This is a genomic window from Chitinophaga filiformis, from assembly GCF_900102545.1.
Classification (GTDB): domain Bacteria; phylum Bacteroidota; class Bacteroidia; order Chitinophagales; family Chitinophagaceae; genus Chitinophaga; species Chitinophaga filiformis.
In genome coordinates this window covers 204,439-219,523 of record NZ_FNBN01000006.1, presented here as the reverse complement: position 1 = coordinate 219,523, position 15,085 = coordinate 204,439, and the positions used below count along the sequence as shown (strand labels likewise).

Sequence of the window (15,085 nt, the reverse complement as noted above, 5' to 3'; positions counted from 1 at the left end):
AAGCATGCCTCAGACTAGATCGATCCAGCCAGCCATACTGTTGTTAGACGACGGTACGGTATATCAGGGAAAAGCTTTTGGTAAAATTGGCACCGCCGCCGGTGAATTATGTTTTAACACTGGAATGACAGGATACCAGGAAGTATTTACGGATCCTTCATATAAAGGGCAGGTACTGATCATGAATAACTGTTACGTAGGTAACTATGGTGTGAAGAAAGACGATGTGGAGAGTGACAGTGTGAAGATCAGTGGATTGATATGTAAGAACATCGCATATAATTATTCCCGTCAGATGGCTGACGGATCACTGGAGAAGTTCCTGGTTGAGAATAATCTGGTGGCCATTTATGATGTAGATACCAGGGCCCTGGTTGCACACATCCGTAGCAAAGGAGCGATGAACTGTATTATTTCTTCCGAGATCCTGGATGTTGAACAGCTGAAGGCCGAATTGAAGAAAGTGCCTTCTATGGAGGGACTGGCGCTGTGTGCTGAAGTATCTACCAAAGAAACATACAATGTGGGGGATCCGGCCGCAGATATCCGTATCGCGGTACTGGACAATGGGGTGAAAAGGAATATGTTGAAATGCTTATCCGAGAAAGGTGCCTATCTGCAGGTATTCCCTACAGATACTCCTTTTGAAGAGTGTGAAAAGTTCAAACCAAATGCCTATTTCATTTCAAATGGTCCTGGTGATCCGGCTCCTTTGAAATATGCGGTTGATACAGTTAAAAAGATCCTGAATGCCAACAAGCCTATGTTTGGCATTTGCCTTGGACATCAGCTGCTGGCACTAGCCAATGATATTCCTACCTATAAAATGCATCATGGGCACCGCGGTCTGAACCATCCAGTTAAGAACCTGGCAACAGGACGTTGTGAAATCACTACCCAAAACCACGGTTTTGCTGTGGATCCGAAGGCAATAGCTGCCAGCCAGACGGTAGAAGTAACTCACGTGAACCTGAATGATTCTTCAATAGAAGGTATCCGTATTAAGAATAAGCCAGCATTTTCTGTACAGTACCATCCGGAATCAACTCCGGGCCCATATGATAGTCGTTATCTGTTCGATGACTTCTTTAATATGATCAAAGAGAACATGTAAATCTTCCTGAGATAAATTTAAAAGAGGCGGTCCTATTACAGGTCGCCTCTTTTTTTATATGCAATTTTAAAGGTTAAAGCAGAGGCAAATAGAATGGAAGGTTATTCAAGATATTGGTTATCAATATATTATTTGGGTATAGGGCAAAAAAATACGGCTCTGTGATCAGAGCCGTTTGCCTTTATAAATTCCACGTTATGAAAAACTGATACAAAAATAAGGTATTTAGCTAAAACGTTTTAGTATATCTTAAACTTTTTTACAAAAAGTTGATAATTCTTTTCTAACTGTTAATAACTCAAAGTTCAGGATTATAAAACGCTTCTTGAAATTATTAAGGTTAAATTTATGCTAAACTGGTTCCTGCTATCTGTCTTCACTGTTATCTCACTACCAATCTAGCTGCCTTTCGCGATTCAAATATACGAAGAAATCTGATGTAAAAAACATTTTCCCCTATAAAAAATCAAATTTTGATAATAAAAAGTGTACATATTATTTTTTATAATGTAAAAAAAGGGCCTTTTAGAAGCAAAAACCAGAAAAAATGCAATAACCATATTATATTGAATTATTAATAATATGACTATTGCGTTTGTCTTAATGTCCTTTTTCAAGTACTCCTTCCGTAACAGAGACACGTCCCGGATACATTTCCAGTGCTTTCGAAAGACAGATCATCGCCTTCCGGATGTCTTCCGTGTTCAGTACATAGGCCAGTCGCACTTCATTTGTACCCAGTCCCTTGGTGGCATAGAAGCCGGTGGCCGGAGCAAGCATTACAGTTTGTTGTTCATACGAGAATGATTCCAGCAGCCATTGGCAAAATTTGTCAGCATTGTCGATAGGTAATCTGGCCATTGCATAGAATGCCCCTCCAGGGTTTGGACAGAATACGCCTGGTATATCGTTCAACATTTTAACCAACACATCGCGACGGCTCAGGTATTCAGCCTTTATTTCATCAAAATAATCCAGGGGAAGGTCTACAGCAGCTTCACCGGCTATCTGGGCAAATGAAGGTGGGCTAAGTCTGGCCTGGGCAAATTTCATCACGGCATCGAGCACCGTCTGATTTTTGGTAACAAGCGCGCCAATTCTCCCCCCACAGGCACTGTAACGCTTGGAAATAGTATCCATTAAGATAACATGCTCTTCCAGGCCTTCCAGGTTCATTGCGGAGAAATGTTCGCCGGTATAGCAAAACTCTCTGTAAGCTTCGTCGGAGAACAGATAGAGATTATGTTTCAGACACAGCTCTTTTAGTACAGAAAGTTCTTCTTTACTGTACAGATAGCCAGTCGGATTGTTAGGATTACAGATCATGATCGCTTTGGTCCGTGGAGTGATCGCCTTTTCAAAAGCTTCCATGGCCGGCAATGCAAATCCGCTTTCTATATTGGATGTGATAGTACGCACATGTATTCCTGCTTCAACAGCGAAACCGTTGTAGTTGGCGTAGAAAGGCTCAGGCACAAGCACCTCATCTCCTGCATCGAGGCAGGCCATAAAAGCGAAGAGGATGGCTTCTGAGCCGCCGGTAGTTACAATGATCTGTTGGTGATTCAGTCTGATACCAAAACGCTCATAATAAGTAACCAGTTTACGGCGATAACTTTCATTTCCTGCGCTATGACTGTATTCAAGTATGGTGAAGTCGGAGTGACGGACTGCATCCAATACCGGTTTTGGTGTTTCAATATCCGGTTGCCCGATATTGAGGTGATAGACCCTGGTTCCTCTCTTCTTAGCTGCTTCTGCATAAGGAACCAATTTCCTGATAGGAGAAGGTGGCATTTGTTCCCCTCTCTTACTAATGGTAGGCATATATTGTCTTGATTTTGAGTATACAAAGGTAGTAGATATTAGGGGATCTACGGGCTCAGTTAATTTCAGTGTGGAATCAGCAGGTCGGCAACAAAAAAGCCTTACAGCTAGAACTGTAAGGCTTTTTTATGACGGTTAGTATCTGTAGTAATTAGTTCTCAACAGTACCAGTCAGATGCAGTTCTTTGTCCTGATCAACACCTTTTAACCTTACCCAAACAGTTTTGTTCTGCTGACCTACGCTGTTGGCGGAATAATTGGCGGTAACTTTGCCTTTCTTGCCTGGCAGGATTGGTTCTTTAGTCCAGCTAGGGGTTGTACAACCACAGCTCGCACGTGCTGTTTCAATCAAAACAGGTTCTTTTGTAGTATTGGTAAATTCGAAATCAACTGATACTGGTTTGTTCAGTTTAGTTTTACCAAAATCAATAGTTTCCTGTTTGAATTTCACTTTTGCATCAACAGGATTACCGGTCTGTGTTTGCGCCCAGAGAGCAGTGGTTAACAGCATGCTCGCAAATAGGGATAAGATAAATTTTTTCATGTATAATGTGGTTTTAAAACGATTGGTTAAAAAATAGATCATCGTTTAACTTAGTAACAAATTTACAGCCAAAAACGATGTGTCACCAAAGAATTTATTAAAATCTTATTAAAAAAAATCAAATTATTTTATGCGTTACATTTTCAAACGTTTTGCAACTGTATAATTAACTATAATTAACCTTACTTTTGTACTTTAACCAAGAGGCATGATAGAAAACAATGAACTGACTATGAATACGGAAAGCCGGTTGTCATTCGATGAATTTCGGAAGGAAGTACTGGATGATTACCGCCTGGCTTGCGAAAGCAGGGAAGTTAGTCTGCTGGCCCGTAAGGAAGTGCTTACAGGCAAGGCCAAGTTTGGTATTTTCGGAGATGGAAAAGAGGTGGCTCAGATCGCCATGGCCAAGTATTTCAAGCCTGGAGACTTTCGCTCAGGTTACTACCGGGATCAGACCTTTGCTTTTGCCAGTGGTATTGCCACACCAGAACAATTCTTTTCGCAGATGTATGCCGATCCTGATCTGGCCAATGAGCCATTTTCAGGTGGACGCCAGATGAATTCCCACTTCGCGACGCCAAACCTAGGGAAGGATGGTAACTGGCTGGATCTTACGCAAATTAAGAATACCGCTACCGATATGTCTCCCACTGCTGCGCAGATGCCGCGTGCACTGGGACTGGCTTTCGCATCCAAGCTTTTCCGGGATGTGGAAGTGTTAAAGGAATTCACAAAGCTATCTAATAACGGTAATGAGGTTTGTTTTGCTACTATAGGAGACGCTTCTACGTCTGAAGGTCATTTTTGGGAAACAATGAATGCTGCCGGAGTATTACAGGTGCCCTTAGCAGTATTCGTATGGGATGATGGTTATGGTATCTCAGTTCCGAAGGAATATCAGACCACTAAAAACTCCATCAGTGCCGCCCTTGAAGGTTTCCGTAAAACGGAAGACTCAAACGGTTTTGATATATATAATGTGAAGGGATGGGATTATGCCATGATGTGTGAAGTGTTTGAAACCGGCATCAGAAAGATACGGGAGACGCATATACCAGCATTGTTCCATGTTGAGGAAATGACCCAGCCACAGGGGCATTCTACCAGTGGATCTCATGAGCGATATAAGAATAAAGAACGCCTGGCATGGGAGAAGGAATTCGACTGTAATTACCAGATGCGGCAGTGGATCCTGGAAAATGCACTGGCAGACGAAGCCACGCTGCTATCTATAGAAGCTGAGGCCAAAACAGTAGCACAGGATGCACGTAAAAATGCATGGGAGAAATATATCACGCCTATCCGTCAACAGATACAGCAGTTGATAACACTTGGTCAGGCAGTAGCTGCTTTGCCAGAGGTAGATGCTGCAATGGTAAATAATCTGCTGCATGAGTTGCAGGTAAACCGCGAACCACTGAGACGGGATGTGCTCAGAACCGCCTCTACTATATTGGTTTATCATAAGAAAGTAAAAGCGCCTGCATTGGATGCGCTGAAAAGGTTTTATGAAGGCCTGCTCAGCCAGGAGAGGGAAAATTATAACTCTCTGCTGTATGCAGAAGGAGTAAACGCTGTATCGAATGTGCCAATAGTGCCTGCAGTATATAGTGAAGATTCAGCCACTGTAAATGGATATGAAGTATTAAATAAATACTTTGACCAGCTGATAGAAAATAATCCTAAGGTATTCGCATTTGGTGAAGATGTGGGTAAAATAGGAGACGTAAACCAGGGATTTGCCGGCTTGCAGCAGAAGCATGGCGCGCAGCGGATCTTTGATACAGGTATACGCGAGTTGACTATTATGGGGCAGGGTATCGGTATGGCGCTCAGGGGACTTCGTCCGATCGCCGAAATACAATACCTCGATTATCTGATATATGGTCTGCAACCACTCAGTGACGATGTGGCCTGCCTGCAGTACCGGACAAAAGGTATCCAGTATTGCCCGATCATTGTGCGTACGAGAGGTCATCGCCTGGAAGGTATCTGGCATTCTGGTTCTCCAATGAGTATGATCCTCGGATCTTTAAGGGGCATGAATGTTTGCGTACCGCGTAATATGGTACAGGCCGCAGGTATGTATAATACCTTACTGTCAGCAAATGAGCCTGCACTGATGATTGAATCTCTCAACGGTTACAGGCTTAAAGAGAGATTACCGCAGAACCTGGGCAGCTTCACTGTACCTCTGGGTGTGCCGGAAACAATACACGAGGGTACTGATATAACGATTGTTTCTTACGGATCTACGCTGCGTGTGATTGAAGAAGCCATGCATACATTGGAAAAACTGGGTGTTTCCTGTGAGCTAATTGATATTCAGACACTATTACCTTTTGACACAAGTCATAAGATAGTGGAGTCATTAAAGAAAACTAACCGGATACTGTTCGTTGACGAAGATGTGCCCGGTGGCGGTACCGCCTTTATGTTCCAGCAGGTAATGGAGTTGCAGGGCGGATATAAATGGCTGGATGTAGCACCGAGAACCTTAAGTGCACAGGCGCATCGCCCGGCATATGGTTCAGATGGTGATTATTTCTCCAAGCCTAATGTGGAAGATGTGATCAGGATAGTAATGGAAATGGTAGAAGAATAGTTTACTGATTATAATAAAAAGTGAAACGCAAGGCTTCCCGGCCTTGCGTTTTTTCATTTCAGTGTAGGTTGTAGGTTTAAGAAGATGTTAATGCAGTATACAAATATTATGAAATACTTTCATGATAAATCAATTAAATTATAATTGAATAATTATTTAATACATGATCGTTTTTAGCCGCGGAGAATAACATTAACCAAATGTTATTTTCTATTGTAGATGATAATTAATATATTAGACATGCTTATTTTTCGTTTGGTCAGGAATGAACGAAATGAATGAAGATAATAGGTGTTGTGCAGCCAAAATTTAAAAGAATAAAACTAAATTGGATAAACATTTAGTCCACGTTAATAGTTAATAATTCGTCATTTTGTTAGGGCTTGTCAGGAATGACTTCTAATTAACCATCAACCCAAATCCGTTTATGAAAGCAGGAGTTCTGTTAGTAGAAGATGATCATTTTTTTGCCAAAGTTATCAAGAGCCACCTGGAGAAGGCGGGATACCTGGTTGTGCATTGTTCAGATGGGGAGGAGGGCTGGAATACCTTCCAGGAAAGACCATTTGATATCTGTCTGCTCGACGTCGTAATGCCGGGTATGGATGGGTTCACACTGGCAAGAGAGATCAGGGACAGAAATGATAATATTCCTATCATTTTTACTACTTCGCGATATATGGAGCAGGATAAGCTTAATGGCTTTGAATGTGGCGGTGATGACTATCTGGTAAAGCCATTCAATATGGAAGAATTGCTCTGCCGCATGGACGTTTTTATGAAAAGGAGCCGTCTCTTGCAAAATGATAAACAAATTGTTTTTAAACTTGGATCCCTGATCTTCAACTATAGTGAATTCAAGATCTATCATCCTCCAACCTGTCAGACTATTAACCTGCCGCCAAAAGAAGCTGAATTGCTGAAGTTCCTTTGCGACAACCCTAACAAGAGGTTGAAAAGAGAAGGCATTTTACTCAGCGTTTGGGGGAATGATGATTTCTTTACCGGTCGTAGTATGGATGTTTATCTCACACGTATACGCAAGCACTTCAAACTTGATAATACAATTAAACTTGAAACTATTCATGGCAAAGGTTTACGTCTTGTGATAGAAAGCGAAGTAAGCCGTGTACTTTGATATACCAATTAATAGATAAAAGAAATGGCCTTGTCGGAGACAAGGCCATTTCTTTTATCTATTAATTGGTATTAACGCAGATTATGGAATACCTGCTGTACGTCGTCATCCTGCTCCAGGCGGTCGATCAGTGTCAACACTTCCTTCGCCTGCTCTTCGTTCAACTCAACGGTGGTTGCAGGAATACGCTGCAACTCCGCACTGATAGGAACAATATTTCTCTCTTCCAGTGCTTTTGACATGTTACCGAACTCGGTAAATGGCGTATGCAGTATAATATTACCTTCGCTGTCTTCTCCAATCTCTTCCAGGCCGGCATCGATCAGTTCCAGTTCCAACTCCTCCAGGTTCTGTCCTTCATTCTTGATCTTGAAAACACCTGTGCGGTTAAACAGGAAGCCTACGGAACCGCTATTGCCCAAACTACCACCCTCTTTGTTGAAGTGCATGCGCACATTAGCTACTGTACGGGTAGGATTGTCTGTTGCTGTTTCCACCATTACTGCAACTCCGTGTGGAGCATATCCTTCATATACAACTTCTTCATAATCAGTCTTATCCTTACCCATTGCCCGCTTAATGGCCGCTTCTACACGGTCTTTAGGCATGTTCACACCTTTGGCGTTGGCAAAACATCTGCGAAGAGCGGGGTTATTATCCGGATCAGGACCTCCCTGTTTCACAGCGATCGCTATTTCCTTTCCTATCCTGGTAAATTGTTTGGCCATCCTGTCCCATCTGGCAAACATGGTGGCCTTTCTTACTTCAAATATTCTTCCCATATTGGGTATAATTAATTATTTAGAAAATCGAGACGCAAAAATAGTCACTTTTATAGTAAAAATGACTTACTCCGGCCGCTTTAACTCAGCAAGGCCGGAAATTCAGACTACCAACGCAGCATGAATTCCGGCCTTGAGATCTTTATAGTGAAATAACCTGATTACAATTTTCTGGCTTTACTGTTCTTAACACTATAGCCAAAGTAAATACCAAAGCCAATCAGCAGCCAAACAATCAGTCGTGCCCAGTTTTCAATACCCAGGCTTACAATCATTGTCAGGCAGAATATAGAACCCAGGATTGGAACAAACGGTACCCAAGGTGTTTTGAAAGCACGCTGTAAATCCGGATTGGTCTTTCTCATTACAATCACACCCAGACAAACCAATACGAAGGCGAACAAGGTACCAATACTGGTCATATCACCTACCACGCTATCCGGAATGAAGGCCGCGAAGATAGATACAAATACAAAGAACAGCGCCTGTGATCTGTATGGAGTGCGGAATTTCGGATGAAGGTTAGAGAATACTTTTGGAACGAGACCATCGTTTGACATGGAGTAGAACACCCTTGTCTGACCTAACAACATCACGAGGATCACAGAGGAGAAACCCGCGAGGATAGCAACAGTTACGAACGTTGACAACCAGCCATATCCGTGCATGTAAGTATCAATTGCATAAGCTACAGAAGCCTCACCACCTTGTCTCAGGAAGTCTTTGTATGGAGCAATACCTGTCAGTACATAAGAGAATAGAATGTACAGCAGGGTACAGATAGCCAGTGACACAAGGATTCCTACCGGCATATTTTTCTTCGGATTTTTTGTTTCCTGTGCAGCTGTTGATACCGCATCAAAACCGATAAACGCGAAAAATACCACTCCGGCACCTCGTAACACCCCAGGTATACCATGATACCAGAAGTCGCTGTAGTTGATCACTTTACCATTGTGCATCGTTACAGAACCAGCATCAGCAGGAATCGTGAACGGTGTATGGTTAGCAGGATTGATAAACTGCCAGCCCAGGAGGATCAGCAGGATCACGATGGATACTTTCGTAATAACGATGATGTTGTTAACAATAGCAGAGCCTTCGATACCACGGATCAGTAATAAAGTGAGCAGCAACAATATGAAGACTGCAGGTAAGTTCATGATACCGTGCACGCCTGCATCAGATGTCTCAAACGGGCTGTGGGACCACTGATACGGTATGACATATGCTGCCCCGAAGACCTTTTCAATGAGTTTGTTCAGGTATTGGGACCAACCGATGGCTACTGTAGCGGCGCCAAGTGCATATTCCAGCACGAGATCCCATCCGATAATCCATGCGATGAATTCACCCATTGTTGCGTAAGAGTAGGTATAAGCACTACCGGCGATAGGGATCATTGAGGCAAACTCAGCGTAGCAAAGACCAGCTAAAGCACAACCAATAGCAGCAATAATGAAAGAGATCGTAACAGCAGGACCGGCGTGTTGTCCGGCAGCAGCAGCTGTTCTGACAAAAAGCCCCGCACCAATGATAGCGCCTATTCCCAAAGCTATAAGAGATCCTGCCCCTAATGTACGCTTAAGGCCTTTTTCAGATTCGGATGCTTCAGCTAATAACAGGGAGAGAGGCTTTTTTACAAAAAGTTTGCCCATACTAATGAGATATTGTGGTTGACGTTTAAGTGGTTTAGTTGTTGTTTCGTTTTGTTACAGATCGCCAAATATAAATATCAAAAAGCAAACCCGGAGCTTTTATTTTATAAACGAAGTCACAACTTTACAGTACTAACCTTATTTTTGAGGAATTTTAGCGTTTAGCACAAATATTAATTGTAATTAAAAGGCTTTGCATGAAGAGATCCAACCGGCTTACACTATTTATTTTCATAGCCATGGTATTGGGAATACTGACAGGATATATAGTGAACGTTTGTTACACCGATGTCTATACCTATGGTGGCGGAAATGCCGGACAGCTGGTCACCGCTGATAACGGTTCCGCGGGCAAGACCGCCGGACATATTATAGGCCTCTCTGCTGGGAAAAGTACTACCGGAGAAGCCTCTATCCAGAAATTTGCTGACAACATTTCCATTCTGACCGATATATTTCTGCGGCTGGTAAAGATGATCATCGCTCCCCTTGTATTTTCTACACTAGTGGTAGGAGTGGCAAAACTGGGCGACATAAAAGCGGTGGGTCGTATTGGTGGTAAGACCATGTTATGGTTTATCTCCGCTACTTTCGTTTCCCTTTTCCTGGGATTGCTATTGGTTAATATCCTGCAGCCAGGTCATTCCCTGAACCTGCCTTTGCCCGATTCTCATGCCAGCAGTGGAGTAGCTGCCGCCAGCATGACACTAAAAGGCTTCTTCCAGCATGTGTTTCCGGACAGTGTAGTCAACGCAATGGCACATAATGAGATCTTGCAGATCGTTGTATTTTCACTTTTCTTCGGTGTAGCTACTGCAGCGGTAGGTGAGTTTGGAACTATCGTCGTAAAATTCATGGATAGCGTGGCCCATATCATGTTGAAAGTGACAGGCTATGTAATGAATTTTGCTCCCCTTGCTGTATTCGCTGCTATGGCGGCAATCATCGCTCAGAAAGGGCTGGGTATTTTGCTGACCTATGGCAAATTCATCGGACAATTTTATCTGGGTCTCACCACTTTGTGGATAGTATTGGCTTTGATTGGATTTCTGATACTCGGAAAACGGGTGTTTACATTACTTGGATTGATAAAAGATCCATTATTGCTGGCATTCAGTACCGCCAGCAGTGAAGCTGCCTATCCCCGTACAATGGAAGAGTTGGAGAAATTCGGTTGCGATAACCGTATTGTAAGTTTCGTACTGCCTTTAGGTTATTCCTTTAACCTGGATGGCTCAATGATGTATATGACCTTTGCCAGCCTGTTCATTGCCCAGGCTTACAATATGCATCTCGGTATCGAACAGCAGATCTCTATGTTACTTGTATTAATGATCACCAGCAAAGGTATAGCCGGGGTGCCCAGAGCTTCCCTTGTAGTGATCGCCGGTACACTTTCTATGTTCCATATCCCTGATGCCGGGTTATTATTGTTGCTGGGGGTGGACCATTTACTGGATATGGGCCGCTCTGCTACGAACGTGATTGGTAATGCAATGGCAACCGCAGTGGTATCCAAATGGGAAAATTCCCTGGAAGAAATACCAGCCTCCCAGTTAAAGGAAGTATAACAAATCAATAACAGTTTTATGCTTATTTTGCCCATAGTCTGTTGGGTATGGTATTGAGCAAAATGTTCAATGCTGGCTGGAGGCAGTGTAAGCGCTTATATTAGTATCTGATTTTGAGATTATTAAAATATATATGGACCAGTTTATAGAGTTATTTAAGCATCTTATTAACCCGGAATGGATCATTGATCATGGTGGTTTGTATTTGTTATTATTGATCATTTTTGCTGAAACAGGGCTTTTTGTTGGTTTTTTTCTACCTGGCGATTCCCTGCTTTTCGTAGCTGGTATATATGGTGGTTTATTGAGTGCAAGCTTTTTCAATGTTCCCTTCTTCGTCATTATGGTGATGATTGCCATCGCTGGAGTATTGGGTAATTTTGTCGGATTCTGGTTTGGTCGTAAATCGGGACCATTACTTTTTAAGAGAAAAGACACTTTCTTCTTTAAGCAGAAACACCTTTACCAGGCGAAGGAATTCTATGAGAAACATGGCGGCGGAGCTATCTTTCTGGCCCGTTTCCTGCCCATCATCCGGACTTTTGCTCCTATTGTGGCCGGTATTGTGCAAATGGACAGGAAGAAATTTATGTTCTTTAATATTATCAGCTCCTTCTGCTGGGTATTCTCAATGATGCTGGCAGGTCATTACCTGGATAAATTCTTCCCTTCACTGAAAGAACATCTGGAGCTTATTGTAATTATATTAATAATTATTACTACATTACCTGTTATTATTAAACTAGTTTTTGGAAAAACAAAACATCCGCATCCTACCCATACTGATGTGAATGAATAAAACAGGTTCCTGTTATGAATTCCGGTAATCGTTCAACATCCATTTTTAATGTCGCAGTGATAGTAGCTTCACTGGGATATTTCGTTGATATCTACGATCTGTTGTTATTTACGATCCTGAGAGTGCCCAGTCTGAGAGACCTGGGAGTACCTCAGACTGAGATTGATTCAGGTGTGGGTATGTGGCTGATAAATGTACAGATGATCGGATTACTCGTGGGAGGTATCTTCTGGGGCATTATCGGAGATAAGAAAGGCCGTCTCAGGGTCTTGTTTGGTTCTATATTACTTTACTCAATCGCTAATATTGCAAATGGTTTTGTGACCAGCACGAACGGCTATTTATTCTGGCGCTTTGTCGCAGGGCTGGGGCTTGCTGGAGAACTAGGTGCCGGTATTACACTGGTAGCTGAAATATTACCGAAGGAAAAGAGAGGCTACGGCACTATGATAGTAGCCACCGTAGGCGTTTCGGGTGCCATTGCTGCAAATCTTATTGCCAAGATGGTTCCTGACTGGCGTTACTGCTATTTTATCGGAGGTGGATTAGGACTGCTATTGCTGTTACTCCGTATCAGTGTAATGGAGTCACATATGTTCAACCAAACCGCTGAAAAAAACACTGTGGGGAGGGGAGAGTTCCTGGCCTTGTTTAATAACAGGGAGCGCTTTTTCCGGTATCTGAAATGTGTATTGTTGGGTGCCCCTACCTGGTTTGTAGTAGGAATACTGGTGGCATTCTCCAATAAATTTGCTGTTGAAATGGGGGTAAAGTCTCCAATTAATCCAGGGGATGCAGTGGCATTTTGTTATGCAGGATTGGTGTTAGGCGATTTTTGCAGCGGTGTGCTCAGCCAGATGCTGAAAAGCCGGCGGAAAGTGATGATGATCTTCCTTGGGTTAACTGCAGTCTGTGTCTTTTTCTACCTTAATCTTCATGGTGCGGAAAAGTGGCTTTTCCACACTGTCTGTTTTATACTTGGTTTTAGTGTAGGCTTCTGGGCTATCTTCGTTACCATTGCGGCAGAAAGTTTTGGTACCAACCTCAGGGCTACAGTTGCCATTACAGTGCCCAACTTTGCACGCGGTATGCTACCACTGATCACCATGTTATTTGCTTTCGCACAACACTATTTCACTTATCTCCAGAGTGGCGCTATTGTAGCAGCGGTTTGTATCGTGACTGCGTTAATAGCGTCCTATACGGTAGAAGAAACTTTTGGAAAAGACCTTAATTACGTAGAAGATCTAAAGTATACAAATACAGAAGCAGAAGACGTAAAAAAACTTTCCGCTGATTGAGTACTTGCACTCAGTTGGCCGGAAGCTTTTTCAGCCTAATAGCGTGTCAATATCTTATCAAGGAGCATATTTAGCTGTGATGCTTCCTCTTCCGTCAATGATAATTTCAGGGAATCTTCAAGATCCGGAAGATCTACATCCATTACTTTAAGTAGGGCCAGCCCTTTCTCTGTGATCTGCACATCCACGGCTCTGCGATCGACTTCACTGCTCTTTCGCTCCACTAATCCGGCTTTGCGTAAACGCTCAACCAGTCGCGAAACATCGCTCATTTTATCCAGCATTCTCTCTTTCAAAGTATTGATATTAGCAGCTTTAGGATGTTGGCCACGCAATATTCTCAATATGTTATACTGCTGCATCGTGATGTCAAACTTCTTGAAGAATTGTTGGTGACGTGACACTATCCAGTTGCCTACGAAAATGAGACCTATTAACCCTTTATTATACTCGCTGGTAAATGTTTTCTGCGAGATCAGTTTTTCTATGTTTGACATAAGTGAGAATGTAGTCGGGTTAAAAATACGAATATCAATCATCCATTTAGCAAACAAAACATCACGTTTTGTATAATAACCGTTGAAACGAATGTAACAAATCTTTTCAGAGACGGAAAGGATTTATTCCTGGGAATAGTAAGAGGAGAGGGGAGGGAAGGGGAGATAACATTCCTTGAATGACATAATAAAGGCTGACTGATAGCCGGATCATTTTTGGCTATTAGTCAGCCTTTTATATTAGGATCAATATATTATGCAATTACTTTCATATTGTCCAATACGTCCATAACTTCTTTAACGTGGGAGGCAGAAGTAGTGAGTAAAGCCTTCTCACTATCATCAAGTTGCAATTCCAGGATCTTTTCGATACCATTTTTACCCAGGATGACAGGAACGCCCAGGTATATGTCTTTCAATCCATATTCACCGGTCAGCCATGCGCAGCATGGGAATATCCTTTTTTCATCCTTCAGGATTGCTTCCACCATTTGAGCAGCAGCAGCTCCTGGTGCATACCAGGCGGAGGTACCCAGCAGGTTCACGATTTCGCCGCCTCCTACTTTGGTGCGTTGTATAATAGCTTCCAGTTTATCCGGAGCAATGAGTTCTGTAACAGGAATGCCTGATACGGTTGTATAACGCGGTAACGGCACCATGGTATCTCCATGCCCGCCCATCAGGATGGCCTGGATGTCTTTTGGGGAACAACCGATTTCCTCAGCAAGGAATGCGCGGTAACGGGCGGTATCAAGGATGCCCGCCATGCCGAATACCTTACTGCTATCCTTCTGAGCAGTCAGATAAGCGCAATAAGTCATAACGTCCAGCGGATTACTTACTACTATAATAATAGCGTCAGGCGAATGCTTAACGATGTTTTCAGTAACCGATTTTACGATATTGGCATTGGTTGAGATAAGGTCATCCCTGCTCATGCCAGGTTTGCGGGGTAATCCTGAAGTGATGACAACTACATCACTATCAGCGGTTTTGAGATAGTCATTCGTGACACCCGTTATTCTGGTGCTATAATAATCAATCGGGGCCTGCTGCCAGCTATCCAACGCCTTTCCTTCTGCAGTGCCTTCTTTAATATCCAATAGCACAATCTCCTGCAAAAAATCTCTGTGGGCCAGTACATTAGCACAGGTTGCACCTACATTACCAGCTCCTACGACAGTAACTTTCATCGTTTGTATAAAATTTTAAGGTGAAGAATACGAGGATAAACAAATGTAACCAT

Annotated in this window: 12 protein-coding genes; 6 read left to right on the top strand and 6 right to left on the bottom strand. The window is 42.8% G+C overall.

Annotation, left to right across the window (positions count from 1 at the left end; genetic code table 11):
- Positions 1-4: 4 nt before the first annotated feature.
- Positions 5-1,114 (top strand): glutamine-hydrolyzing carbamoyl-phosphate synthase small subunit, encoded by a 1,110-nt coding sequence (gene carA, locus BLR32_RS23145; RefSeq protein WP_089835237.1) that lies wholly within the window; start codon positions 5-7, stop codon positions 1,112-1,114.
- Between the two features lie 600 nt (positions 1,115-1,714).
- Here the strand turns inward: carA and BLR32_RS23140 are convergent.
- Both BLR32_RS23140 and BLR32_RS23135 read right to left on the bottom strand, forming a co-directional pair.
- The gene (locus BLR32_RS23140; RefSeq protein WP_089835236.1) at positions 1,715-2,941 is read right to left on the bottom strand and encodes a pyridoxal phosphate-dependent aminotransferase; all 1,227 of its coding nucleotides are present in this window, start codon (positions 2,939-2,941) and stop codon (positions 1,715-1,717) included.
- A gap of 151 nt (positions 2,942-3,092) precedes the next feature.
- Positions 3,093-3,485, bottom strand: coding sequence for a DUF1573 domain-containing protein (locus BLR32_RS23135; RefSeq protein ID WP_089835440.1), 393 nt, complete (start codon positions 3,483-3,485; stop codon positions 3,093-3,095).
- Positions 3,486-3,693: 208 nt separating this feature from the next.
- Here BLR32_RS23135 and BLR32_RS23130 point away from each other — a divergent pair, with 208 nt between their 5' ends.
- Both BLR32_RS23130 and BLR32_RS23125 read left to right on the top strand, forming a co-directional pair.
- Entirely contained in the window at positions 3,694-6,093 is a 2,400-nt protein-coding gene (locus BLR32_RS23130; protein ID WP_089835235.1) for an alpha-ketoacid dehydrogenase subunit alpha/beta, read from the top strand.
- A 427-nt stretch (positions 6,094-6,520) separates the two neighbouring features.
- Positions 6,521-7,231: a response regulator transcription factor gene (locus tag BLR32_RS23125; protein WP_089835234.1), complete on the top strand. Its 711-nt coding sequence runs from the start codon at positions 6,521-6,523 to the stop codon at positions 7,229-7,231.
- Between the two features lie 71 nt (positions 7,232-7,302).
- On the opposite strand, the gene BLR32_RS23120 is transcribed toward BLR32_RS23125, so the two are convergent.
- Positions 7,303-8,013 (bottom strand): YebC/PmpR family DNA-binding transcriptional regulator, encoded by a 711-nt coding sequence (locus BLR32_RS23120; RefSeq protein ID WP_089835233.1) that lies wholly within the window; start codon positions 8,011-8,013, stop codon positions 7,303-7,305.
- Between the two features lie 161 nt (positions 8,014-8,174).
- The gene (locus BLR32_RS23115; protein WP_089835232.1) at positions 8,175-9,671 is read right to left on the bottom strand and encodes an amino acid permease; all 1,497 of its coding nucleotides are present in this window, start codon (positions 9,669-9,671) and stop codon (positions 8,175-8,177) included.
- A gap of 197 nt (positions 9,672-9,868) precedes the next feature.
- Between BLR32_RS23115 and BLR32_RS23110 the strand changes: the two genes are divergently transcribed.
- The 3 genes from BLR32_RS23110 (at position 9,869) to BLR32_RS23100 (ending at position 13,342) form a co-directional block, all read left to right on the top strand.
- Positions 9,869-11,242 carry a dicarboxylate/amino acid:cation symporter gene (locus BLR32_RS23110; protein ID WP_089835231.1) on the top strand — a complete coding sequence of 458 codons (1,374 nt, stop codon included), beginning with the start codon at positions 9,869-9,871 and terminating at the stop codon, positions 11,240-11,242.
- Between the two features lie 133 nt (positions 11,243-11,375).
- Positions 11,376-12,041, top strand: a complete 666-nt coding sequence (locus BLR32_RS23105) for a DedA family protein (protein ID WP_089835230.1) — start codon at positions 11,376-11,378, stop codon at positions 12,039-12,041.
- Between the two features lie 14 nt (positions 12,042-12,055).
- Entirely contained in the window at positions 12,056-13,342 is a 1,287-nt protein-coding gene (locus BLR32_RS23100; RefSeq protein WP_089835229.1) for an MFS transporter, read from the top strand.
- Between the two features lie 35 nt (positions 13,343-13,377).
- Here the strand turns inward: BLR32_RS23100 and BLR32_RS23095 are convergent, their stop codons facing one another.
- A complete protein-coding gene (locus tag BLR32_RS23095) occupies positions 13,378-13,839 on the bottom strand; it encodes a MarR family winged helix-turn-helix transcriptional regulator (protein WP_089835439.1) in 462 nt (153 codons plus the stop codon).
- 254 nt (positions 13,840-14,093) lie between these two features.
- Complete coding sequence (mdh, locus tag BLR32_RS23090) at positions 14,094-15,032, bottom strand: malate dehydrogenase (protein WP_089835228.1); 939 nt, start codon at positions 15,030-15,032, stop codon at positions 14,094-14,096.
- Positions 15,033-15,085: the final 53 nt, after the last annotated feature.

What these genes read in the sequence shown, in the direction of transcription:
- carA (WP_089835237.1), top strand. Translation starts at nt 5, where the DNA reads ATGCCTCAGACTAGATCGATCCAGCCAGCCATACTGTTGTTAGACGAC.
- BLR32_RS23140 (WP_089835236.1), bottom strand. Translation starts at nt 2,941, where the DNA reads ATGCCTACCATTAGTAAGAGAGGGGAACAAATGCCACCTTCTCCTATC.
- BLR32_RS23135 (WP_089835440.1), bottom strand. Translation starts at nt 3,485, where the DNA reads ATGAAAAAATTTATCTTATCCCTATTTGCGAGCATGCTGTTAACCACT.
- BLR32_RS23130 (WP_089835235.1), top strand. Translation starts at nt 3,694, where the DNA reads ATGATAGAAAACAATGAACTGACTATGAATACGGAAAGCCGGTTGTCA.
- BLR32_RS23125 (WP_089835234.1), top strand. Translation starts at nt 6,521, where the DNA reads ATGAAAGCAGGAGTTCTGTTAGTAGAAGATGATCATTTTTTTGCCAAA.
- BLR32_RS23120 (WP_089835233.1), bottom strand. Translation starts at nt 8,013, where the DNA reads ATGGGAAGAATATTTGAAGTAAGAAAGGCCACCATGTTTGCCAGATGG.
- BLR32_RS23115 (WP_089835232.1), bottom strand. Translation starts at nt 9,671, where the DNA reads ATGGGCAAACTTTTTGTAAAAAAGCCTCTCTCCCTGTTATTAGCTGAA.
- BLR32_RS23110 (WP_089835231.1), top strand. Translation starts at nt 9,869, where the DNA reads ATGAAGAGATCCAACCGGCTTACACTATTTATTTTCATAGCCATGGTA.
- BLR32_RS23105 (WP_089835230.1), top strand. Translation starts at nt 11,376, where the DNA reads ATGGACCAGTTTATAGAGTTATTTAAGCATCTTATTAACCCGGAATGG.
- BLR32_RS23100 (WP_089835229.1), top strand. Translation starts at nt 12,056, where the DNA reads ATGAATTCCGGTAATCGTTCAACATCCATTTTTAATGTCGCAGTGATA.
- BLR32_RS23095 (WP_089835439.1), bottom strand. Translation starts at nt 13,839, where the DNA reads ATGTCAAACATAGAAAAACTGATCTCGCAGAAAACATTTACCAGCGAG.
- mdh (WP_089835228.1), bottom strand. Translation starts at nt 15,032, where the DNA reads ATGAAAGTTACTGTCGTAGGAGCTGGTAATGTAGGTGCAACCTGTGCT.